Raw genomic sequence first — 22,730 nt, 5'->3', positions numbered from 1 at the left:
AATCTGACGGAGTCATAAAAAAAAACGGGGCCTGCCTGAGCAGACCCCGTTCCGTGTCCTGTGGCCCTGTGAAAGGCCGGAAAACATATCCTCAGTTGGACGGAGCAGCTTCGGTCGGAGCGGCATCCGTGGCAGCGGAGGTCTTCTTGTGGTGCTTGTGCTTGTGGTGGTGCTTCTTGCCGTGATGCTTCTTCGTGCCCGTCTCCGTGGCAGCATCGGACTCGGCGGCAGGTGCAGCTTCGGCAGCCGGAGCCGCGGGAGCTTCAGCGGCAGGCGCAGCGGGAGCAGCAGTCGTGGTGGGATCGGCGAACGCCGGAGCAGCCGTCAGGGCCAGGGCGGAAACGGCAGCGATCAGGGAGAGGTTGAAAAGACGCATCTGGAAACGGAGCTCCACAACAGAATAAAGACAAGCCAGCGTTCAGTTTCCCCGAAGTGGCCTTGACTGCAACATTATCATTCCTGTCTGGCAGGGTCGCGCATTAACTTTATGAAATTTCAGTCCCGTATCCGTGCAATACACAAAGACGCCTCAATTCAGACAAACTCCATTATGCGCCCATGAAAAAAGGCGTGTTCCGGAACTCCGGGACACGCCTTTTCCTTCAAACCGGCCCTGAAAAGGACGGATCAGCCTTCGCGGGACTTGGAAGCACGCTTGCGCTCGTGCGGATCCAGGTAACGCTTGCGGATCCGGATGGCAGACGGCGTGACTTCGACCAGCTCATCGTCTTCGATATAGGCGATGGCCTGCTCAAGGCTCATGCGGCGCGGCGGCGTCAGAAGCAGGGCTTCGTCCTTGCCTGATGCACGCATGTTGGTCAGCTTCTTTTCACGAACCGCGTTGATGTCGAGGTCGTTCTCGCGGGAATGCTCACCCAGGATCATGCCTGTGTAGATCTTCTCACCGGCATCGACGAACATCGTACCACGATCCTGAAGGGCAAACAGCGCATACTGCGTTGTCTGACCATCTTCAGCCGAGATCAGCGAACCGTTGCGACGACCTTCGATCGGACCGACATACGGCAGATAGCCATGGAACAGACGGTTCATGAGGCCCGTGCCGCGCGTGTCGGTCAGGAACTCGCCGTGATAGCCGATCAGGCCGCGCGACGGGATCAGGAACGTCAGACGGACTTTTCCGCCACCGGACGGACGCATATCCTGCATGACGCCCTTACGCAGGGACATCTTCTCGACGACAACGCCCGAATACGGCTCGTCCACGTCCACCAGAACTTCTTCGAACGGCTCTTCACGCTCACCGGTCTCTTCGTTTTCACGGAAGAGAACGCGCGGACGACCGATCGTCAGCTCGAAACCTTCGCGACGCATCTGCTCGATGAGAACGCCGAGCTGAAGCTCGCCACGACCGGCGACTTCGAAGGCTTCGCTTTCCGGGCTTTCCGTGACCTTGATGGCCACGTTGCCTTCGGTTTCCTTGAAGAGACGGTCACGGATCTGGCGCGACGTCACCTTCTTGCCTTCACGACCGCCGAGCGGGCCATCGTTGATGCGGAAGGTCATGGACAGCGTTGGCGGATCAACCGGACGCGACGGCAGCGGCACGTCGATGGACGGATCGGCGATCGTGTCGGGAATCGTCGCGTCGGACAGACCGGCCACAGCCACGATGTCACCGGCTTCGGCTTCTTCCACAGGAACGCGATCAAGGCCACGGAACGACAGCAGCTTCGTCAGACGGCCGGTCTCAACGATCGTGCCGTCCGGACGCAGCACGCGCACCGGCATGTTCACCTTCGCGCGGCCCTGATCGATACGACCCGTCAGGATGCGGCCCAGGAAGTTGTCGCTCTCAAGAATGGTAGCAACCATTCCGAACGGTGCGTCCTTGTCCACGTTCGGCGTCGGCACATGGCGCAGCACCAGGTCGAACAGCGGAGCCAGATCCTTCTTCGGTCCGTCAAGCTCCAGATCGGCCCAACCCTGACGGCCCGAAGCATAAAGCATCGGGAAGTCGAGCTGATGCTCGTCGGCGCCGAGGGACGCGAACAGGTCGAAGATCTCTTCGTGCACTTCGTCCGGACGGGCGTCGGAACGGTCGATCTTGTTGACGACAACGATCGGACGGATGCCACGGGCCAGCGCCTTGCCAAGCACGAACTTGGTCTGCGGCAGCGCGCCTTCAGCGGCATCGACGAGGATGATCGCGCCATCCACCATGCTCAGGATACGCTCGACCTCACCACCGAAATCGGCGTGGCCCGGGGTATCGATGATGTTAATGCGGGTTTCTTTCCACACAACGGACGTGCACTTGGCGAGAATGGTGATGCCACGCTCGCGCTCGAGGTCGTTGCTGTCCATGGCGCGGTCGGCAACATGCTGGTTGTCACGGAAAGAACCGGACTGTTTGAGAAGCGCGTCAACCAGCGTGGTTTTGCCATGATCGACGTGCGCGATGATGGCGATATTACGGAGTTCCATTTGGTCTTCCAGACGGGAGGCATCGAAGAGAGGATTTGCGCCGTCTTCTGCACCGAATCCCGCCAATATGCAAACTCTGTCACTGTCTTTTCGTCCTGAAGATGCCTTGAGCCTCCGGGAAAGCTGGGCCACATCACACAAAACACTGCCCCTTTGAGGAATTCCGATCATGTCCGACCATCACCCGACCGGCCCGTCCGCACCCGGTACCGACGCTCTCAGCCAGCTCGGCCGCGCCACCACCACGCCGCAGAGTCCCGAGGAAGCCATCCTCGAGCGCGTCCCTTCCCCGCATCAGGGCCGGCAGTATGTCGTGCGCTTCACGGCACCGGAGTTCACGTCGCTCTGCCCGGTCACGGGACAGCCGGATTTCGCGCATATCGTCATCGACTACATCCCCGGCGAATGGATCGTGGAGAGCAAGTCCCTTAAGCTCTTCCTGACCAGCTTCCGCAATCATGGTGCCTTCCATGAAGACTGCTCCATCGCCATTGCCGAACGTCTGGTCGCCCTGCTCGACCCGCAATGGCTGCGCATCGGCGCCTACTGGTATCCGCGCGGCGGCATTCCGATCGACGTATTCTGGCAGACGGGTGAACCGCCGAAGGGCGTGTGGATTCCCGCGCAGGACGTTCCCGGCTATCGCGGCCGCGGCTGAACCAGCCCATGACCGAAGCCGCCGCCATCGCCCGCTCCAGCGGACCCGTCACGCAGGCCCGACTTGTGGTGGACTTCCAGCGTCTCGGGATCACGCCCGGCATGACGCTGCTGGTCCATGCGTCGCTGAGCCGGATCGGATGGGTCTGCGGCGGGGCACCTGCCGTGATCGGGAGCCTGCTCCAGGCGGTCGGGCCGGAAGGCACGATCGTCATGCCCGCGCAGTCTTCCGAACTGAGCGATCCGTCAGGCTGGTGCGATCCGCCGGTACCGGAAAGCTGGTGGGAGACGATCCGTGCGACCATGCCGCCCTATGACCCGCAGCTCACCCCCACGCGCGGCATGGGGCAGATTGCCGAAACCTTCAGGACATGGACCGGCGTGCAGCGCAGTACGCATCCACAGGTCTCGTTCAGTGCTCTGGGACCACAGGCAGCGGATATTCTGGCGCGTCAGCCAATGGAAGATCCGTTCGGCCCCCAGTCCCCCCTCGCCGCCCTGTCGGACAGGGAGGCGCAGGTCCTGATGATCGGAACGGGATGGGAAACCTGTACGGCGCTGCATCTGGCCGAACGTCTGGCCCAGCCGGAGGGGCCGACCTTTCAGGATGGAACCTGCATCACTGTGGATGGAGAGCGCCGGTGGATCCGGCTCTGCCTGCCCGTGACGGACACGGAGCGTTTCCAGCCTTTCGGCGCCACTCTGGATGGCAATGCCTTGCTCCGGCACGGCCATGTCGGCGCGGCACCTTCACGCCTCTTTCCCCTTGCTCCGGCCATCCAAATGGCCACGGACCGATGGACGGGAAGCGAAGCAGCTTAAAGGCTGATGCCGAGCTGCCCCTGGAAATACAGCAGGGGCGAGCGGTTCTCATCGAGCTCCAGCGCAACGGGACGCGCCATGAACAGGGCATGGGTGCCGCCCTGGAACGTCTCGACCAGTTCGCAGTGCATCTTGACCAGTGAGTCGCGCACGAAGGCCGTGCCATCCGCCGCGCGCTCGATCACGTCCGACCCGAACTTGTCGGCCGTGCGGCTGGCGAACAGCATCGCCACGTCCTTGTGGTCGTTGCCCAGAATGCTGAGGCCGAACACCCCGGCTTCCGCAATCGCACGATAGGTCGCGCTGGCCCGGTTAAGACAGATCAGCAGCAGGAGCGGATCGAGGGACACGGACGTCAGGGCGCTGATGGTCGCGCCCTGCTCGCCTTCGCTGCCTTTGGCCGTCACCACAGCCACACCCGTGGCGAAATGGGACATGGCTTTGCGGAAATCGGTTTCGTTCGGAGTCGTCATGACAATCTCCTTGCCATAATCCGACGCCAAGCGCACCTCCCCCTGCCGAAACGAACTATGGCAGGGATTGCGCTCCTCAGAACCCCAGCGTCATGTCCGCCCCGAACAGGATACGCCCCATGTGGTGCTGGTCATCGAACGGGCGCGTGCCATTGAGCGAACGGTCAAAGCGCAGTTCCGGCCGGAACTGGAGCAGCTTGACGTGATGCCCTACATCCGGCCGCCAGACCGTGTTGAGCGTCAGCGCGCCATAAGTCGTGGCGGGCGCGGTTTCCGAACGCGTCGGATTGCCGAGCATGGCCTGCGCATAGCCCTCGTTCTCGGCAAAGCTGGCGACAAAACTGCCCGTATTGTCCCGATACAGCTCTGCCCGAGCGTTGACGGTCAAATTCGGGTGAATGTGCCACCCGCCCCACACGACCGCGCTCCACGTATCCGCACGCAGGCCTTCGTCATGAAGCTGGTTCAGCTCCGCCGTGACGCTCCATTTTTTCGAGAACGTCCAGGTCCCGTTCAGATCGTTCCAGTACCGCATGGCGCCATTTGCGCGCGGCCCAAGCGACCGCACGGCATTTTCCGGCCCGACCCGCAGCAGATAGGTGAAGGACAGATGCCCGTCCGCCAGATTGATGCCCGTCACACCGATATAGCCGGCGGGACGGCCATTGTTGTCGCCGCGCCCGAAAGACGTCTGGTTGCCGGTATCCGCCCCGAACTGAAGATCGAAATGATCGTCCAGATGGAGCTGGAACATGCCGCCCACATGCTCGAACGGCGTGGAATATTCCGTCGTATAGGCCAGCGTATAGAAAGCGCGGGTCGAGGGATCGAGCGCCTCCACACCCATGGGGGAGGTCAGGATACCGATCTGCCCGTCCAGCCCTTTGGCCGTGAACCAGGGCATGTGAATCGCGACATTGGCGAAAACCGGCATGGCCTGATAGCGGCCATTGATCCAGCGGTCTGAAACACCGGCAATCGTGTAGCTGCGTGCGTCGGAGCCATAGAGCATCCGCAGATTTATCCCCAGACCATATCCGCCGCCGATCGGATCGACCGGTTTGGTGAGCGTGAATGTGAGCTGGTTCAGCGTTGCCTGATCGGCATAGGGGGAGAGGAGCTGGCCAAAATTGAGATTGCTGGCGGGATGGCTGGAACTGCCCATCACGCCACCTTCGATCTGGGCGCCAAAGGTGACGTCGGAAAACCACTGGTCCATCCAGGCCTTGCCCTGCCCGGTCGCGGTCTGCTCCCCCACGGTCTGGGCGCCGGCAGCGGAGACTCCGAGCCCCGCAAGAACCGCCAGTATCGCCCCAAAACCCCGACTGAAACGCTGCCTCATGCCATCCACCTTCCGGTTGCATGAGGCAGCCCATAGCACAGGCCTGATTTTTTACTTAATGTTGCTAAAGGGGAATATTCCTCAGAATTTGGCCGTATTCGGATCAGCGCCCATCCGGCCATCCTTGCGATCCATCTGTTCGATGGCCTGCATGTCATCCGCATCCAGCACGAAGCCGAACACATCCAGATTTTCAGCCAGACGCTTGGGATTGACCGATTTCGGAATGACGATCAGCCCGTTCTGAAGATGCCAGCGGATCACGACCTGCGCCGGAGTGCGGCTGTGCTTTTCAGCAATCTTCCCGATCCGCTCGTTACTCAGGACGCGCCCCTTGCCCAGCGGGCGCCAGGACTCGGTGCGGATGTTGTGCTTCTCATGGAATTCCCGCAGGGCGCGCTGCTGGAAATCGGGATGCAGCTCGATCTGGTTGACGACCGGCACGACACCCGTGGCATCCATGATCCGCTCCAGGTGCTCCGGCTCAAAGTTGGAAACGCCGATGGACTTCACGCGGCCGGATTTCTTTAGCTCGACGAGTGCCTTCCAGGTCTCGACATACTGGCCCTGAGCCGGCATCGGCCAGTGGATCAGATACAGGTCCAGTACCGGGCGACGCAGCAGGCGGGCACTTTCGTCATAAGCCCGCAGGGTACTGTCATAGCCCTGCTCGTCATTCCAGAGCTTGGTCGTCAGGAAGATATCCGGATGGTCTTCCAGACCTTTGCCGACACCTTCCTCGTTCTTGTACAGACGCGCCGTATCGACAGACCGGTAACCGAGCTTCACGGCTTCCTTCACGACCTCGGCCGTCTCATCCGGCGGTGTTTCCCACACACCCAGCCCGATCTGGGGCATGGTGTGACCGTCATGAAAGGAAATCACGGTCTGGGCCTCGGCGGATGGAACCTGTGACGACATGTCTGTCTCCCTGCAAAGATGAAAAAATCCACGGGTACAAAGCCTGCTGACTGACCAACGCCCATCGTAAAGGCCGGGTTCAGTCCCGGCTCAGCAGAACGGCCAGTTTCCGGCTGAATGCCGCAACCGTGAACGGTTTGACCAGCAGTGCGCAACCCGGCGCCAGGGCCTGATCGCCCAGAATGCTCTGCTCGGCATAGCCCGTGATGAACAGCACCTTCAGCCCCGGCCAGCGTCCGAGCATCTGCTCGCCCAGTTCCCGGCCGTTCATGCCACCCGGCATCCCGATATCGCTGATGAGAACCGCCGGCGCACCTTTCTCCGCAGCCAGCGCCTCCGCTGACGGCCCATCAGCCGCGGTCAGCACGATCCCGCCCAGATCCGTCACCATGTCCGACACGATCATCCGCACGGCCTCTTCGTCATCCACGACGAGGACCCGCTGCCCTTCCAGAAGGCGAGGCTGGGACGCGACAGGCAAAGGCGGCGGTTCGGGACGGATGGTTTTCTGCCCCTGATAGCGCGGCAGCCAGAGCGACACGGCTGTCCCCTGCCCCGGCGCGGAGTGGATCTCCACCTGCCCCCCTGACTGCTGGGTAAAGCCGTAGATCATGCTCAGCCCCAGCCCCGTTCCCTCCCCTAGCGGCTTTGTCGTGAAGAACGGGTCAAAGGCGCGCTGCACGATCTCGGGCGCCATGCCGCAGCCTTCATCCTGCACCGTCAGGACCACATAATCGCCCGCCCGGATGGACATGTCTGAGGCAACATCAGCCGCCAGAACCCTGTTGGCACTCTCAAGCCGCAGCATCGTCCCGCGATCATGCATGGCGTCGCGGGCATTGATGCACAGGTTCAGGATCGCGTTCTCAAGCTGGTTGGCATCCACGCGCGTCAGCCACAGGCCGGGCTCCAGATCGAAAACGAGCTCTATGCCCGGCCCGACCGTCCCCCGCAGCAGACTTTCCAGCCCGAGAACGAGCGCATTCATGTCCGTGGGCGTGGGATCGAGGGTCTGACGCCGCGAGAAAGCCAGAAGACGATGGGTCAGCGACGCAGCCCGGCGGACCGCATCCTGCGAGGCCGCGATGTAACGTCCCAGCCCGTCTGTCCGCCCCTGCGCCAGACGCAGCCCGATCAGTTCCAGCCCGCCCCCGATTCCGGCGAGCAGATTGTTGAAATCATGCGCCAGACCACCCGTGAGCTGCCCGACAGCCTCCATTTTCTGGGCCTGGCGGAGCTGCTCTTCCAGTTCGTTGCGCTCGGTCAGGTCACGCCCGACCGCATAGATCGCATCGCCCTCGTCGTTGCAGCTCCAGTTATAGGTCCGCCAGCTGCCGTCCGACCGCCGCATCCGGACATCCAGCCCCGCCGTCGGCCAGGGCGTCCCCGCCAACAGACGCTCGAACGTGTCCAGCACCATGCGCCTGTCATCGGGATGGCACAGCGCATCCAGCCGCAGCCCTGCGAGTTCCTCGGCCCTGTAACCCTGCGTCTCTTCCCAGCTCGGGCTGACCGCAACGTAATAACCGCGCCGGTCGATGATGATGAACAGATCGCGGGCAATGTTCCACAACCGGTCGCGCTCGCGGGTCCGTTGCAGAATCCGCTCTTCGAGCATGACGTTGAGATCGCGGATCTGCTGCTGCGTGCGGGCCTGACGCATGGACGCATGGGTGCGGTCCGCCACGGCGCGGGTGAAGACGATTTCCTCGTCCGTCCAGGTATGAGGCGCATCGTGGCAGACGAACATCAGCCCCACGAAACGCCCGAACTTGAAGATCGGAACGCAGAGGATCGCCACGATGCCCTCGGCGTCATAGCGGGCGTCATAACCTGCCGTCAGGGCGTCGGTATGGACATCGGCGATGGCCACGGGTTCGCCCCGTCCCAGGATCGGCCTGAACGCGCCGTAATCCGCGAACATCCGCACGCCCACCAGCGGACGCGTGACCTCAGGCGTGCCGCCAACGGTCATGCCGGTCCAGTCATCGTTGACGACGCCATAGCCCGCACCACTCGCATCCAGTTCACGGCAGATAATGCGGGCGGCGACCTCTTCCATCATGCCGGTATCATCCAGCGCGCGAAGCTGGTCTCCCAGCTCGACCAGCGCAGCCTGACGCAGGGCCTGCCGCTTGCTCCGGTCGATATCAAAGACGATGCCGGGGAAGCGGACCACGCGCCCTTCGTCCCCCAGATCGCAGCGTCCGTTACCCTCGAACCAGCGCTGCCCCTCCGGCGTGTCCACCCGGAACTCGAACCGGCATTTCCCGCCCCGCCGCGTCGCCGCCGTGACGGCCTGCACCACGGCGAACCGGTCCCGCGGGTCCACCGAATCATAAATAACATTCGGCATGACGCCTTCGCGCAGACGGGCCGGGTCCAGCCCGAGTGTCTGCGCCAGCCTGGCATCCCCCGTCATCCGGGACGCGCTGTCATCCCACATCCATGTCCCGGCGATCGCACCTGCATCAAGGGCAAGCTGGAGCCGCTCGGCGGACTGGTTGGCTTCCGTCAGGTCACGCCCGATCGCCAGCAGACGCCGCACATCGCCGTCCTCGCCAAAAACCGGCGTCACAGCCACGTCCCAGAAGCGGCGCTGCCCCCGCATGGTCATGGCATAACCCTGAAACCGCGCTGTCTCGCCAGCCAGAGCGGTCTGCACCGCCAGGGCGGCCCGGCGGCGTGGCTGCCCCCGCCACAGATCGACCCAGGGCAGGCCGTGCATGATGATCGGGCTGTCCATTTCCATGGACCTGATGCCGCCTTCATTGACGAAGCGGATGCAACCTTCGCAGTCGAGAATATGGATACAGTCCGGCAGACTGGACAGCAGCAGCCGCGTGAATGCCTCGCTGGACCGCAGGGCTTCCGCCGTCATGGAGGCGGAAGAGACGTCCATCGCGAGGCCGACGCTGCGGCGGCTGTCGGGCCGGCTTTCATCTTCCCGCCACCCGCGCAGCAGAACATGCCGCAGCCTGGAACTGCGGGGGGAGCGTGACTGCGCCTGTCCGGAACCGGGCATGGACGGGGATGAGACCAGAATCCGGAACCGCAGCTCGTAGCAGCCCTCGTCCCGCAGTTCGTCCTCAAGACTGCCGTCATAGACCAGCCGGTCATCGGGATGCAGGAACATCAGCAGCTCGTCGATCGGCACACCCACGGCCAGCCGCTCGGGAGGCAGTCCCCAGAGGCTCGCGAAACGCGCATCCCCCGTCACCACGCGGGTTGCAAAATCGCAGCGGTAGAACGCGACATCCGCCGTGTCCGCCATCCGCTGCATCCGCAGCTGCATGCGTTCCACAAGCGCATGCTCCCCCGATTGCGGGGCCGCGGCACGCTCACGGAGCAGATCGTCCACCTGCAGGGCGCACAGGGCCAGAACATGCTCGAGCGCAGGCGCATTGCGCCGCACGCACAGCCAGACCTCGACCGCGCCGGAGCGCACCGGCAGGAGCCGCACGGTGCAGGCATCAAGGGACTGACCATCCATGAGGCAGGCCGCGCCTTCCGCGGCGATCGCACCTCCCTCACCGCCAAGAATACGCACGCCATCGGCGTCGCGCAGCAGAAGCGCAGCCTCTCCCCCGCCTTCAGCGGCGGCCAGGGCCAGAAGATGGACACACAGGATGGACGCACGGCCGACAGCAGACGCCGGAGGCAGCATCAGCGCTCCGGAGGCCTCTTCAGTGCCCTCCACAAGATCCATCATTCCTCCCTCTCAGCGCCGGTATCCTGACACATCCTGTTTCGGAAGTGTGTCACAGCAATAGCAGATCCCGTATGTCTCGCATCCTGTCACGAAACCTCTACAAAAGAATGTGCCACTTTCCCGCATCCCTGACGTTCCTGTCGGGACGCGATCACATTTTCAGGAGTCTGCCATGCTGAACCTCGATCTGAGCGGCCGCACCGCCCTCGTCACCGGCTCGACCGGCGGGATCGGTCTTGCCATCGCCCGGAAGCTGGGCGAGGCGGGCGCCACCGTCATCATCAACGGCCGCAAGCAGGAAGGCGTCGATAGCGCCCTTGAGAAGCTGGCCAAGGCCGTCCCGGGCGGCGCCTTCCGCAGTGTCGTCGCCGATGTCGGAACCGCCGAGGGCTGCAAGGCGCTCTTTGAGGCCGAAAGCAGCGTGGATGTCCTCGTCAACAATGCCGGCATTTTCGCACCGAACGATTTCTTCCAGACGACGGATGAGAGCTGGCAGCATCTGTTCGAGGTCAACCTGTTCTCCGGCGTACGCCTGTCCCGGGCCTATATGCCGGGCATGAAGGAGCGCAACTGGGGCCGCGTGCTGTTCATTGCATCGGAATCCGCGCTGAACATTCCAGTCGAAATGGTCGATTACGGTGTCAGCAAGACCGCCATGCTGGGTCTGGCCCGCGGACTGGCCAAGCTGATGGCCGGCACGAACGTGACGGTCAATTCGGTCCTGCCCGGCCCCACGCTGTCCGAAGGTGTCGAGGACATGCTCAAGGCCCAGAACCCCGGCAGCACCCGCCCGGTCGCGGAACTGGCGGCGGAATTCGTGCAGAAGCACCGCCCGAGCAACATCCTCCGCCGCATGGCCACGGTCGATGAAGTGGCCAATCTTGTGGTCTATGCCGCCTCGCCTCTGGCGTCCGCCACAACGGGCGCGGCCCTGCGCGTCGATGGCGGCACCGTCGACACTATCTGATCAAGACGGCTGATCAGGCAGACGGGGGCACGTCCCCCGCAAGCCGCTGCAGCGCGGTCCGGACATCGGGTTCGACGGCCGGATCCCTGCGCAGGGACAGGAAAACGGTCTGTGCGAGCGGAGCCGCACCATCGCCCTTGCGGAACCACGCCCGCAGAAAGACCTGCAGGCGCCTGCGGATGGATACGGGCGTGGTTTCCCGTGCGGCGGCATCGCGCAGTTCAATCACCCACAGGCCCAGCGCCATCGCATTGAGATGCCGCGCCATATAGGCCAGCATCACATCCCGCGGGACGCCCTGACAGCTCCGCACGGCGCGCACCATGCTGGCGGCGTTGATCGCCAGCCACTGGTGAACCGTCTGCCCGCCGCCCCGCGCGATGAAACGGAGCTGCTGCTCGACCCAGGCCGATGTACGCCGCAAATGGCTGTCAGCGCGGAACGGAAACACCACGCCGAACGTGACGCGCGTGAAGATGACTGCCCCCAGAAAAGCGCTGGCGCCGTTGAGGAACGACACCTCGTCATAGCGCATGAGATTTGACGGGCCGATCAGGACGGGCAGAAACATGTTGAACGAAAACGCATGGTTCACGAGCTTCGGCGCCCGGGCAGCCAAGCCGCCGATCACCATCGGGATCAGCAGGAGCAGCGCCAGATATTCCGGCGCCGTGACGGCGGGCACGACGAAAAACGCATAGATCCCCGCCACACCCGCGCACCACACCGCACCACGATAGAAACCGGACGACGCCAGCGCGGGGATCTCGCGGGTCGCCAGAAGTCCATAAACCAGCGCCACGAAAGACACGAAGGCCGGCCCGGAAGGCCAGGCCGTGACTTCCCATAAAAGCCAGGCTCCCATGATGCCCGTCGCGGCCCGCAGCCCGTTCAGGACCGCTTCGAGGATATGGCGCGGGGATCGCGTGCGGAACGTGAAGCGGTCATGAGGCGGGGGCGCGATGATGGCATGGATATGATTCCGCGCGGCCTCAAGGTCCCGGTCCACATCAATGCCGGTCGCCCCTCCCTGCGCCCGGGCCAGAACGGCAAGCAGACGCGCCAGAACCGCCCTCGCATGATCCGCGCTGCGCCGGGTGCCGGATCCCATTTCAAGAACGTCGAACTCGATGCGGGTATTGGCGTCCACCAGTTCGGCCAGCAGGCGGCCTTCGGTTTCGGGATCGAACCGCCCCGCCCGCAGCACATCCGCATGGGACGCCACCTTTGCCGTGACCTGCTGGAGCTTGCCAAGCAGCCGCGCGCGGGCTTCTTTCTGCACATTCGGCAGGAACAGGACCGCCAGCCCCGCTTCGCAGACCGTGCCCAGCATGATGTAGGTGCCGCGCGCCATGGCAACGTTGAAAACGTCGTCGGGCTGGCTGATCGCGCCGGTCGCCACGATGGCGGAGGTGAAACTGATGACGAGAAACCCGTAGCGCCGATAGCCGTCCAGAAACGTCGCCCAACCGCAGCACAGCCCGATCCAGAGCGCCAGCGCGATGAAGAACAGTCCCGCCTGCTGGGGGAACGCTGCGATCAGGGCCACGCCCATGCAGCCCCCGATGATCGTGCCCGCAAACCGCCAGCGCGCCTTGGACAGGCTCTCCCCGCGCGAGGCCGTCGCCACGACCCAGACGGTCAGCGGCGCCCATTGCGGGCTGTCCAGCTCCATCCACATGGCGATGAGCAGGGACAGGATCGCCGCGACCGACGTGCGGACCGCAAAACCCAGATCCTTCGCGGATGGCGCAAACAGCCATCCCCAGCGTTCGGTCAGGACATCCCGCAGTTCCGATCCGAATGTTGATCCCGACACCGCGAGACCGGCCGCTCTCCCGCCCAAACCTGGCACTTTTCCGTCCGAAAAGCCGCAATCTGCGGAGAACGGGCCGGACCTGTCCAAGACATTGTCATGATTGTATCATAAGTCATGCTTATGATGCGCGTCAGACTGTCAGGGCGTCCTCCAGAACAAGCTGCGTCGCCACTTCCCAGCTTCGGGACATCAGGGCCGTCTGCACGGGCTGTTTCAGCCGGACCAGACCGACCCCCGGGGAAGGACAGGATGCAAGCCGGCGGATCTGGAGCGGGTTGGCCGGATCGCGCTGGTCCGGCAGGGCCGCGACGGGCAGGATCGTCGCCAGACGCCCGGCGAGCAGCTCCACATACAGCAGTTCGAGCGCGTTGGTCTCCAGCAGGACATTGGGCCTGACCCCGGCCTTGGCAAAGCACTCATCCACGATCTGCCGGGTCCGCATGGAATGGCCCAGAAGGCCCAGCGGATGTTCGGCCGCATCCGCCCAGCTGAACGTCTTGCGGGACGGCAATTCCATCCGGGAGCCCGCCACGAAGACATACTGTTCCGCATAAAGCTGGTGCGTCTCGAAACTCCCGTCTTCGGGAACCTGATCCAGATAGATCAGCCCCATCTGAAGGCGCTGTTCGGTCAGGTCATGCAGGATGTCAGTGTTGGCAGACACCGTCAGCTCGATATGGAGCGCCGGCACCGCGGCCCTGAGGCTTTCCATCAGCAGCGGCATGATCTGGATGGCGGGCGGGATGGTGCCGATCGAAAGTGTGCCGCCTGCGACTTCATGCGCGAAATCGGCTTCCTGACGCAGACCATCCAGAGCCGCCATCGTCTGCCGCGCCCAGGCCAGTACGCGCTCGCCTTCCGGCGTCAGCCCCAGGACACGCCGGTTGCGCCGGACGATGGGCACGCCAAGTTCATGCTCGAGCTGACGGATCGCCATTGACAGCGCGGGCTGCGACACGTTGCAGTGCTCCGCGGCCCGGGAAAAATGCCGGTACTGGTCGAGAGCGATGAGATAGGTCAGCTGACGCAGGAACACGAGGGCTTGTCCATGAACACGGAAAGGGCAGGAAGTGTGTCGCCCTGATCCGTCCGTGGCAATCCGTCAGGCCGCGCGGAAGCGCGTCCCTGCCTCCTCATCTGTGACCTGATTGCATCAGGACAGAAAATCCAGCCGATTATCACATATAGTTTTGAATATTTTCCCAATTATGCGTTATACTTTAGGGCTCAAGATGGCGAATCATCGTGCCTGTCACAGAAGAGCCTTCCCCTCGATCCCCGGCACAGGCTGTTCTGGCCGGTTTTTTCTGCCTTTCCCCTGACAGGTCTGCCCTGCGGGTCGCCGGAGTTTTCCCGTCATGAGCGACACAGTGCTCAACCCCTCCCCCGCCCCCTCCGAAGCTTCCGCTGGCGCCCACTCTTCTGGCGCCGTCAAAACGCCCATGGTCGGGCGCATGATGTTCGCCGTCGTCCTGGCTGCCATTGCCGGCCTGATGTTCGGGCTGGATGTGGGTGTCATCTCCGGTGCGCTCGGCTTCATCCGTGACGAGTTCCACGCCACCGATTTCGAGCAGTCCTGGATCGTATCGTCCATGATGTTCGGCGCGGCCGTCGGTGCCGTGGGCGCAGGCCGCATGTCCTATGCGTTCGGACGCCGCCGCTCCCTGATCTTCAGCGCCTTCCTGTTCGTAGCGGGTGGGCTCGTCTGCGCCCTGGCGTCCTCTGTGTCCGAACTGATCATCGGACGCACGATGCTGGGTCTGGCGATCGGTATCGGAAGCTTCGTGGCCCCGCTCTACATTTCCGAAGTCTCGGACATTTCGCGGCGCGGCAGTCTGGTGTCGATGTACCAGCTGATGATCACGCTGGGCATCCTGCTGGCCTTCGTGTCCAACGCCATCCTGTCCTATAGCGGCTCATGGCGCTGGATGCTGGGAATCATGGCCATTCCCGGCACGTTCTTCCTGATCGGTTCGTTCTTCCTGCCTGACAGCCCGCGCTGGCTGATGCTGCGTGGCCGTCATGAAGAAGCCCTGTCGATCATGAAGGAACTGCGTCACAACCCCGAACACGCCCATCAGGAAATCCGCGACATCGAAGGGCAGATCCATGACCGTCAGCGCGGTCTGGCGATGTTCCTGGAGAACCGCAACTTCCGCCGCGCCGTCCTCCTCGGCATCGTGCTTCAGGTCATGCAGCAGCTCACCGGCATCAATGTGGTCATGTACTACGCGCCGCGTATCTTCCAGGAGGTCGGCTTCGGGTCGAGCGGCCAGATGTGGGGCACGGCGATTGTGGGCGTAGTCAACTGGCTCGCCACGTTCATCGCCATTGCTTTCGCCGACAGCTGGGGTCGTCGTCCGATGCTGGTCACGGGATTTGCCATCATGTCGGCCGGCCTTGCTGTTCTGGCGACCATCATGTCGGGTGCCGTCGGCAATACGGACCTGTCGCATTACCTCGCGATCTCGGTCCTGCTGTGCTTCATCGCAGGCTTCGCCTTCTCGGCCGGTCCACTGGTCTGGGTGCTGTGCTCGGAAGTCATGCCGCTGCAGGGACGTGATTTCGGCATCACCTGCTCGACCGTCACCAACTGGATCACAAACATGGTGGTCGGTGCGACGTTCCTTGGGCTACTCACGACGCTCGGGGCTTCGCACACCTTCTGGCTCTATGCCGGACTGAATGCGGTGTTCATTTTCGTAGTGCTGTTCTTCGTTCCCGAGACCAAGGGCGTGTCCCTTGAAGCCATCGAAACCCGCCTCAACCAGGGCGTAAGCCTGCGCAATATCGGCCGCTGAACCCGGCTCTTCAATCGGGCCCTTACAGCACAAAAAAGCCCCCGTTCCTTGCCGGAACGGGGGCTTTTTTTACGTCAGCCGCGACCAGCGGCGATCTTGCGATCGGTATTGTACTGGCTCAGCGCATAGACCGACCAGATGGCAGCCGGGATCCAGCCGATCACCGTGATCTGAAGGATCAGGCACACCAGCCCGGCAAACGGGCGGCCGATGGTGAAGAACTGCAGCCAGGGCAGAAGCAGGGCAAGAATGAGACGCATGGTGCTCTCCTTTCACAAAGATGCTCTGACATCAGTGATCGGTGAGAAACGCTCGGGATGCAACTCCGGTTCATGAGGGCACCCGCAAACGCAGGCCCCCGCACGCCTGGAGCGACAGTTCAGAGCGACTGGCCAACCGACTTGGACGTCGCCGTCTTGGTCCGCATCCATCCGCCCTGAAAACCCGCACGCTCCAGCCCGGTCCGCAGATAGACGTTCTTCTTCATCGTGTTCCACACGAGGCCGCTGCGCCAGTTTTCCAGCATCAGCAGGATCGGCCCCTGATCGATGCCCAACTGCTGCCCATCAACCCAGTAGCTTTTCTGATCCGCAAAAGACGGATTGAAGGCGTCGAGGAAGCCGTATTTGTTGTAAATCCGGTCCCCGTAACGGGCGCGCATTTCCTTGAGCGCCGGCAGGGCGATTTCCGGCGCAAAGGCGATGGATCCACCCACGGCCGTCGGCGCAATCGTGCCGTCATCCAGAATGTAATCGCGACCCGCACCGCGCGCGCTATAGGCCAGATAATGGCGCTTCTTGCCGTCATAGACCTGCTGCGCATCGCCCGGACCGTCACAGGCGGTCAGACCCCAGATATTGGGCCCGTAATCCTTCCAGTCGCCCGGATTGGCTTGGGCATAGGCCCGCTGGGCATAGGCGGCTTCACGCCCGTTCTGGAAATAATCGACGTTATGGGCCCGATCCCAGGCATCCTGAACGCCCCGGAAATCAATCCAGGATTCGCTGTACTGATGGCCGAACATCGGCGCGAAATTCAGCAGCTTGTGCCCCTGGAAATCGCCCCACTGGTTCTCATAGGTCGCGGTCCATGCCTTCCAGGTCTCGGCCGGGAGAGGATGCGTCGGCGAACCCAGAGCCTGAAGATAGATAATCAGACCCTCGTTATAGCCCTTCCAGTCGCTCGGCAGGAACGTATGGGGCGGCATCCAGCCCATGCTGAGCCAGGGACCACGCGCCTTCATCCAGGTCCAGTCGATCCGGCGATACAGCTTGTCCGCAACGTCGCGGATTTCCTTTTCCTGCGGCGTGTCATGATCGAAATAGGACTGCGAGAACAGCACGCCCCCCATCAGCAGCGCCGTATCAACGCTGGACAGCTCGGACCAGTCGGCAACACGCAGGCCGGTGTTGGGATCAAGGAAATGGTAGAAGAAACCCTTATACCCCGCAGCGCCCGAGACGTGATCGTTCTGCGGCAGGCTGGCCAGGAAGCGCAGCGTCGTCAGGGTCCGGTCCACGGCCTGCTGGCGGGTGATGTAGTGCCGCTCCACGCCAATGCCGTAAGCCGTCAGCCCGAAGCCGACGCTGGCAATGCTCGCCGCGCCATTGGGAAGCGGCGCACGGTCCGGCACGAGACCGTTCTTCGGATTGGCGGTTTCCCAGAACCAGTTGAACGTGCGCTTTTCAAGATCATCAACGAAAGCCGCATCGGCCGCAGGCAGGCTTGCAGGCTGAAGCGCCGGCGTCAGCGCGGTGCTGACCGTTGGCTCGGCCTGTGCGATGCCAAACGTTCCCGCCAGAGCCCCCAGTGCAAGACCGATCTGACAGAGGCAGGAAATCCGGGATTTTTTCCTTCGACCACTCCCGGTAGCTGGAGAGAAAGTCAGGACTTCGGAAGTCCGCTGCGTCCGGTGCTGCATGCTCATGCGGGGGAGGATAAGCAGAAGGAGTGACACCGACGCACCCACCGTTACATCAACTTTCCGTGACACCCGGAAAGTGAAGGAACTCCGTCCTTGTAGGGTCATGCTTTATGACAGGATTGGGGCGAATGTAACATCACCGATATCTGAAATACTCGTATCCGAAACCACATCCCCCCTGCACGACTCTGTCTGGCACAGCATCCGGGCCGCAATTTCCGCCGTCACGAAGGTCGCAATGACCTCCGGCCGCTTGTCGCGCACCCCGAAATCCCCGATCGGGCAGACAAGACGGTCGATCTGCTCCTGCGGAATATCGATCTGACGGAAGGCGCTCTCGAACCGTTTGCGCTTCGTCCGCGATCCAATCATGCCGACATAGCGCAGGTCCCCGCGCTCCAGCGCAGCCCCCGTAATGAGCGCATCCAACGTATGGCTCTGGGTCAGGACCAGCACGCCCGATCCGGCGGGAGCACCCTGAACAAGCGGCTCCCATTGCTCGGTGACATGTGCCTCCACGCCTGGCGGCACGGTCCCGAACTCCTCCTCGCGCGCATCCACCCAGACCAGCCGCAGCGGCAAAAGTGCCAGCGAACGCGCCAGAGCGCGCCCCACATGTCCGGCCCCAAACAGCAGCAGTTGCGGCAGTCTCTCCCATTCCGCACGAATTTCCGCCTCAAGGGCCTCGGGGTCTTCCACACGCTCAATGCGAACCGTCACGGCGCCGCCGCAGCACTGGTTGATGGCCGGGCCCAGCGGAATATGGCACTCTACAGATGCACCTCCCGATACGAGAAGCGCACGCCCCTCCGCCATGCAGTCCCATTCCAGACGTCCTCCGCCGATCGTGCCAGTCTGTTCAGTATGGGTCAGGAGCATGAACGCGCCTTCTTCCCGTGGCGTCGAACCCCGGGCGCGGATGACGGTCAGGCGCACGATCTCCTGCCCCTCCCGCAGCCAGCGCAGAACATCCGCCAGCATGGTCAGCCGGCCTGTGCCCGCAGCGCCATGAGGGTTTTCAGTACCCGCTCAGGCGTGGCCGGCGCGTCCAGCTTCGGACAGGTGCGGTAGTCGTCCAGACTGGCGATCGCGTCCGATATGGCCTGAAGGACCGCAACCCCATGCACGAAAGGCGGCTCCCCAACGGCTTTAGAGCGGAAGATGGTCTCCTCCCGGTTGGGTGCGTTTTCCAGCAGTTCCACGTTGAAAATCCGCGGCCGATCAGAACAGGCCGGAATTTTGTAAGTGCTGGGTGCATGGGTCCGCAGACGGCCAGCCGAATCCCAGACCAGTTCCTCTGTCGTCAGCCAGCCCGCCCCCTGCACGAACCCGCCCTCGATCTGCCCGATATCAATGTCCGGATTCAGGGACTGCCCGGCATCATGCAGGATGTCCACGCGGTCGATGCTGTGCTCCCCCGTCAGCAGATCGACCGACACTTCCGCACAGGCCGCGCCATAGGCGAAATAGAAGAACGGCCGCCCGCGCCCGGTCTCAGGATTCCAGGAAATCTTCGGCGTCTTGTAAAACCCGTTCGAAGACAGCGACACCCGCGCGAAATAGGCCTGCCAGGCAATCTGCTGGAAGGTCATGACCTCCGCGCCAACATGCACGCCATCGGGCCGGAAATGGATGTCTTCGGCCGCCACACCCCATTTTTCAGCCGCAAACGTGATCATCCGATCCTTGATCTTCCGAACGGCGTCCAGCACCGCCATGCCGTTCAGATCCGCCCCCGAAGACGCCGCCGTGGCGGACGTGTTCGGAACTTTCCCGGTCGTCGTGGCCGTGATGCGGACGCGATCCGCCGTCAGGCCGAACTCGCGCAGGACGATCTGCACCATCTTGGTGTGCAGCCCCTGCCCCATTTCCGTCCCGCCATGGTTCACCTGAACCGAGCCGTCCGTATAGACATGCACCAGCGCACCGGCCTGATTGTAATGGGTGGCGGTGAAGGAAATTCCGAACTTCACCGGCGTCAGCGCAATGCCGCGACGGATGATGCGGCTGGTACGGTTGAACGCCCGGATCTCCGCCTTGCGCGCCTGATAGTCACAGCGCTCGACCAGCTTCGTAATGATCTCAGCCGTAATCGAGTCCTCAACCGTCATGTGATACGGCGTGAGATTGCGCGTTCCCGTCCCGTAAACATTGCGCAGTCGGACCGTTACAGGATCAAGACCGGTCGCAAACGCGACTTCCTCAATCACACGTTCGGCCGCGACAATCCCCTGCGGTCCGCCAAAACCGCGATAGGCCGTGTTGGACTGGGTGTTGGTCCGCAACGGCTCGGATTTCAGCCGTACATCGGGATAGAAATAGGCGTTATCGGCGTGAAACAGCGCCCGATCCGTCACAGGTCCGGACAGATCCGCCGCCCAACCGCACCGCGCGGCCAGCACCATATCCACGGCGAGAATATCGCCCTCATCGGTAAAGCCGACGTCGTAATCGATCAGGAAATCATGCCGTTTTCCCGTGACCATCATGTCGTCATCACGGTCCAGACGTGCCTTGACGGCCTGTCCCGTCAGGTCGGCAGCGATGGCGGCCAGACAGGCCCAAGCATTGGCCTGCGTCTCCTTTCCGCCGAACGCCCCGCCCATACGCCGCACTTCCGTCGTAACCAGATGATGCGGCCGCCCGAGCACGGCCGCGACCAGATGCTGCGTCTCGGACGGGTGCTGCGTGGAGGACCAGATCCGCATTTCCCCGGCCTCTCCGGGCTGGGCGAGCGCGGCCTGCCCTTCCAGATAAAAATGCTCCTGCCCGCCAATCTCGATCTGCCCCGACAGACGGCGCGGCGCGGCTTTCAGGCCACGCTCCACATCGCCGCGCTGCATGGTCAGGGACCGCCAGACCATCGGACTGCCATTCTCCCGCGCCTGCGCGATGTTCAGGATCGCAGGCTTTTCCTCATACTCAATCTTCGCCAGCCGAACGGCCTGACGCGCCGCCTGACGCGACGTCGCCACCACGGCGAACATCACCTGCCCCCAGAAATGGACATGATCCGTCGCCAGAAGCGGCTCGTCTTCCCGATGGACCGGGCTGATCTGGTTTTCACCCGGCACATCCTGCGCCGTCAGTACGCACACGACACCCGGCGCGGCGCGCACGGCGTCCAGATCCATCGATACGATCCGCGCATGGGCCTTCGTGCTCAGCCCCGGCACGAGATGCAGCGTCCCGCGTGGTTCGGGCATATCGTCGATATAGGTTGCCCGCCCCGTCACATGCAGCAGCGCGCTTTCATGCTTCATGCTGGTCGAAGCAGCCCCCGGAACGAGATCAGACATGCGCCAGCCCTCCCGTCCGGACGAGACGCGCCTGCCCCGATCCCGTCGTTTCCTCAAAAAACCGCGTCAGCAGATTGGCGGCCACGGTCTGCCGATACCACGCACTCGCCCGCATATCGGTCAGCGGGGCGAAATCTTTCAGAACCGCTGACCGCGCAGCCTCAAGCGCGTTCTCGTCCCAAACCTTTCCAAGCAGCGCCGCTTCCGCACCCGATGCCCGCTTGGGCGTAGCCGCCATGCCGCCATAGGCCAGCCGGACCGCAGTAATCCGGCCCTGATCGTCCGTCTCGATCATGAAAGCTCCCAGAACGGCGGAAATATCCTGATCGAAGCGCTTGGAAATCTTGTAGGCCCGGAACTGCGCATTCTGTGCCGGTGTCGGAATGGTCAGGGCCTCCACGAACTCGCCGGGCTGCCGATCCTGCTTTCCGTAAGCAATAAAATAGTCTTCCAACGCGATGGATCGACGCTCTGCCCCGCGCCGCAGATGCAGCGTCGCATTGGCCGCAATGAACATCGGCGGTCCGTCCCCGATCGGGGAGCCATTGGCGATATTTCCACAAACCGTGGCGCTGTTCCGCACCTGCGTGGAGCCCAGACGGCGGATCATTTCCCCCGCATCCGGCAACAGCTCCGCAATGGCGGAACGTGCGTCCTGATACGTCACCGCAGCTCCGATCCGCAGTCCCTCGGGCGTTCTGGTCAGGGCACGCAGTTCCGGAACACGCCCGATGGGCACGACATGCTTCAGACGACGCATCCCCTTCGTCACCCACAGCCCCACGTCCGTGGCGCCCGCAACGATGGTCGCCTCCGGATCGACCAGCAGGATCTCCGCCAGATCATCCGCAGATGCCGGAATACTGAGCGTGCCCTCAGCCCCTTCAAGCCGCACGCTCTCGCCGTCCTGCAACGCCGTCAGACGCCCGGCAATCGCCTCCACCTGCGCATCAAAACGGTCCGGCCCGGCTGTCATCGCCTGTTTCATGGCCCGCACAATCGGCGCATAGCCGGTGCAGCGGCACAAATTGCCAGCCAGCGCATCATCAATAGCCTGATCGTCCGCCTTGGCCCCTTCGGTCTTGCGATAGGCCGCCATCGACATGACGAAACCCGGCGTGCAGAACCCGCATTGCGAGCCATGCTGCTCGACCATGGCGCTCTGCACGGGATGCGGCGCATCCGGCGTGCCGAGATCCTCGATCGTGTAGATCTGTGCGCCGTCCAGCATGCTGACAAACTGGATGCAGGCATTGACCGCCCGCCAGTTCAGCCGCCCGTCCTCAAGCCGGACGACCAGCACCGTACAGGCCCCGCAATCGCCTTCATTGCAGCCTTCCTTGGTACCGGTCCGGCCGCCCTCACGCAGCCAATCCAGCAGGGTCAGCGTCGGAGACACATCCCTGAGCGTGCAGAGGTCTTCCCCCAGATAAAAACGGATAGTCTGGCGCATCGGGCGGGATCTCGGGCAAGGAATACTAAGGGGTGTGCAGCCCTCTGTGCCTCACGGCAGGCGTTGCCGTCTATATCCAAGATCGGAACAAA

The 22,730-nt window shown here is 63.0% G+C and carries 17 protein-coding genes; 4 read left to right on the top strand and 13 right to left on the bottom strand.

Features of this window, described 5'->3' with window-relative positions:
* Positions 1–91: 91 nt before the first annotated feature.
* Together HKD31_RS01535 and typA are read right to left on the bottom strand one after the other, a co-directional pair.
* Positions 92–376 carry a hypothetical protein gene (locus HKD31_RS01535; protein WP_062497805.1) on the bottom strand — a complete coding sequence of 95 codons (285 nt, stop codon included), beginning with the start codon at positions 374–376 and terminating at the stop codon, positions 92–94.
* 251 nt (positions 377–627) lie between these two features.
* The gene (gene typA / locus HKD31_RS01530) at positions 628–2,448 is read right to left on the bottom strand and encodes a translational GTPase TypA (protein ID WP_062497804.1); all 1,821 of its coding nucleotides are present in this window, start codon (positions 2,446–2,448) and stop codon (positions 628–630) included.
* Positions 2,449–2,617: 169 nt separating this feature from the next.
* Between typA and queF the strand changes: the two genes are divergently transcribed.
* Positions 2,618–3,106, top strand: coding sequence for a preQ(1) synthase (gene queF / locus HKD31_RS01525; protein WP_194263871.1), 489 nt, complete (start codon positions 2,618–2,620; stop codon positions 3,104–3,106).
* A gap of 8 nt (positions 3,107–3,114) precedes the next feature.
* A complete protein-coding gene (locus HKD31_RS01520) occupies positions 3,115–3,927 on the top strand; it encodes an AAC(3) family N-acetyltransferase (RefSeq protein ID WP_194263872.1) in 813 nt (270 codons plus the stop codon).
* On the opposite strand, the gene HKD31_RS01515 is transcribed toward HKD31_RS01520, so the two are convergent.
* From HKD31_RS01515 to HKD31_RS01500, 4 genes are all read right to left on the bottom strand, one after another.
* On the bottom strand, positions 3,924–4,400 hold the full coding sequence (locus HKD31_RS01515) for a flavin reductase family protein (protein WP_062497803.1): 477 nt from the start codon (positions 4,398–4,400) through the stop codon (positions 3,924–3,926). The genes HKD31_RS01520 and HKD31_RS01515 overlap by 4 nt on opposite strands.
* Before the next feature lie 76 nt (positions 4,401–4,476).
* Entirely contained in the window at positions 4,477–5,742 is a 1,266-nt protein-coding gene (locus HKD31_RS01510; RefSeq protein ID WP_194263873.1) for an outer membrane beta-barrel protein, read from the bottom strand.
* A gap of 81 nt (positions 5,743–5,823) precedes the next feature.
* Positions 5,824–6,663 carry an aldo/keto reductase gene (locus HKD31_RS01505; RefSeq protein ID WP_194263874.1) on the bottom strand — a complete coding sequence of 280 codons (840 nt, stop codon included), beginning with the start codon at positions 6,661–6,663 and terminating at the stop codon, positions 5,824–5,826.
* A gap of 79 nt (positions 6,664–6,742) precedes the next feature.
* Positions 6,743–10,375: a PAS domain-containing protein gene (locus tag HKD31_RS01500; protein ID WP_194263875.1), complete on the bottom strand. Its 3,633-nt coding sequence runs from the start codon at positions 10,373–10,375 to the stop codon at positions 6,743–6,745.
* Between the two features lie 172 nt (positions 10,376–10,547).
* On the opposite strand from HKD31_RS01500, the gene HKD31_RS01495 reads away from it, so the two are divergent.
* Complete coding sequence (locus HKD31_RS01495; RefSeq protein ID WP_194263876.1) at positions 10,548–11,342, top strand: SDR family NAD(P)-dependent oxidoreductase; 795 nt, start codon at positions 10,548–10,550, stop codon at positions 11,340–11,342.
* Positions 11,343–11,355: 13 nt separating this feature from the next.
* Here the strand turns inward: HKD31_RS01495 and HKD31_RS01490 are convergent, their stop codons facing one another.
* Both HKD31_RS01490 and HKD31_RS01485 read right to left on the bottom strand, forming a co-directional pair.
* A complete protein-coding gene (locus HKD31_RS01490; protein WP_338085515.1) occupies positions 11,356–13,197 on the bottom strand; it encodes an FUSC family protein in 1,842 nt (613 codons plus the stop codon).
* Positions 13,198–13,291: 94 nt separating this feature from the next.
* Positions 13,292–14,197, bottom strand: a complete 906-nt coding sequence (locus HKD31_RS01485) for a LysR substrate-binding domain-containing protein (RefSeq protein WP_194263878.1) — start codon at positions 14,195–14,197, stop codon at positions 13,292–13,294.
* Positions 14,198–14,519: 322 nt separating this feature from the next.
* Between HKD31_RS01485 and HKD31_RS01480 the strand changes: the two genes are divergently transcribed.
* Complete coding sequence (locus tag HKD31_RS01480; protein ID WP_276529676.1) at positions 14,520–15,962, top strand: sugar porter family MFS transporter; 1,443 nt, start codon at positions 14,520–14,522, stop codon at positions 15,960–15,962.
* Positions 15,963–16,036: 74 nt separating this feature from the next.
* Here HKD31_RS01480 and HKD31_RS01475 read toward each other — a convergent pair whose 3' ends face one another.
* From HKD31_RS01475 to xdhA, 5 genes are all read right to left on the bottom strand, one after another.
* The gene (locus HKD31_RS01475; RefSeq protein WP_062497689.1) at positions 16,037–16,222 is read right to left on the bottom strand and encodes a YqaE/Pmp3 family membrane protein; all 186 of its coding nucleotides are present in this window, start codon (positions 16,220–16,222) and stop codon (positions 16,037–16,039) included.
* Between the two features lie 119 nt (positions 16,223–16,341).
* The gene (locus HKD31_RS01470; protein ID WP_194264097.1) at positions 16,342–17,889 is read right to left on the bottom strand and encodes a glucoamylase family protein; all 1,548 of its coding nucleotides are present in this window, start codon (positions 17,887–17,889) and stop codon (positions 16,342–16,344) included.
* A 105-nt stretch (positions 17,890–17,994) separates the two neighbouring features.
* On the bottom strand, positions 17,995–18,867 hold the full coding sequence (xdhC, locus tag HKD31_RS01465; RefSeq protein WP_194263879.1) for a xanthine dehydrogenase accessory protein XdhC: 873 nt from the start codon (positions 18,865–18,867) through the stop codon (positions 17,995–17,997).
* A 2-nt stretch (positions 18,868–18,869) separates the two neighbouring features.
* Positions 18,870–21,185: a xanthine dehydrogenase molybdopterin binding subunit gene (xdhB, locus tag HKD31_RS01460; protein ID WP_194263880.1), complete on the bottom strand. Its 2,316-nt coding sequence runs from the start codon at positions 21,183–21,185 to the stop codon at positions 18,870–18,872.
* Positions 21,178–22,638, bottom strand: coding sequence for a xanthine dehydrogenase small subunit (xdhA, locus tag HKD31_RS01455; protein ID WP_194263881.1), 1,461 nt, complete (start codon positions 22,636–22,638; stop codon positions 21,178–21,180). Before xdhA ends, xdhB begins: the two co-directional genes overlap by 8 nt.
* Positions 22,639–22,730 lie beyond the last annotated feature (92 nt).

Source organism: Gluconobacter potus, from assembly GCF_015244705.1.
In the GTDB taxonomy this organism is placed as follows: domain Bacteria; phylum Pseudomonadota; class Alphaproteobacteria; order Acetobacterales; family Acetobacteraceae; genus Gluconobacter; species Gluconobacter potus.
This window is presented reverse-complemented; position numbering and strand designations above follow the sequence as displayed.

Bases quoted from the DNA above. Each gene is read 5' to 3' on its own strand.
- HKD31_RS01535 (WP_062497805.1), bottom strand. From the start codon at position 376: ATGCGTCTTTTCAACCTCTCCCTGATCGCTGCCGTTTCCGCCCTGGCC.
- typA (WP_062497804.1), bottom strand. From the start codon at position 2,448: ATGGAACTCCGTAATATCGCCATCATCGCGCACGTCGATCATGGCAAA.
- queF (WP_194263871.1), top strand. From the start codon at position 2,618: ATGTCCGACCATCACCCGACCGGCCCGTCCGCACCCGGTACCGACGCT.
- HKD31_RS01520 (WP_194263872.1), top strand. From the start codon at position 3,115: ATGACCGAAGCCGCCGCCATCGCCCGCTCCAGCGGACCCGTCACGCAG.
- HKD31_RS01515 (WP_062497803.1), bottom strand. From the start codon at position 4,400: ATGACGACTCCGAACGAAACCGATTTCCGCAAAGCCATGTCCCATTTC.
- HKD31_RS01510 (WP_194263873.1), bottom strand. From the start codon at position 5,742: ATGAGGCAGCGTTTCAGTCGGGGTTTTGGGGCGATACTGGCGGTTCTT.
- HKD31_RS01505 (WP_194263874.1), bottom strand. From the start codon at position 6,663: ATGTCGTCACAGGTTCCATCCGCCGAGGCCCAGACCGTGATTTCCTTT.
- HKD31_RS01500 (WP_194263875.1), bottom strand. From the start codon at position 10,375: ATGATGGATCTTGTGGAGGGCACTGAAGAGGCCTCCGGAGCGCTGATG.
- HKD31_RS01495 (WP_194263876.1), top strand. From the start codon at position 10,548: ATGCTGAACCTCGATCTGAGCGGCCGCACCGCCCTCGTCACCGGCTCG.
- HKD31_RS01480 (WP_276529676.1), top strand. From the start codon at position 14,520: ATGAGCGACACAGTGCTCAACCCCTCCCCCGCCCCCTCCGAAGCTTCC.
- HKD31_RS01475 (WP_062497689.1), bottom strand. From the start codon at position 16,222: ATGCGTCTCATTCTTGCCCTGCTTCTGCCCTGGCTGCAGTTCTTCACC.
- HKD31_RS01470 (WP_194264097.1), bottom strand. From the start codon at position 17,889: ATGAGCATGCAGCACCGGACGCAGCGGACTTCCGAAGTCCTGACTTTC.
- xdhC (WP_194263879.1), bottom strand. From the start codon at position 18,867: ATGCTGGCGGATGTTCTGCGCTGGCTGCGGGAGGGGCAGGAGATCGTG.
- xdhB (WP_194263880.1), bottom strand. From the start codon at position 21,185: ATGTCTGATCTCGTTCCGGGGGCTGCTTCGACCAGCATGAAGCATGAA.
- xdhA (WP_194263881.1), bottom strand. From the start codon at position 22,638: ATGCGCCAGACTATCCGTTTTTATCTGGGGGAAGACCTCTGCACGCTC.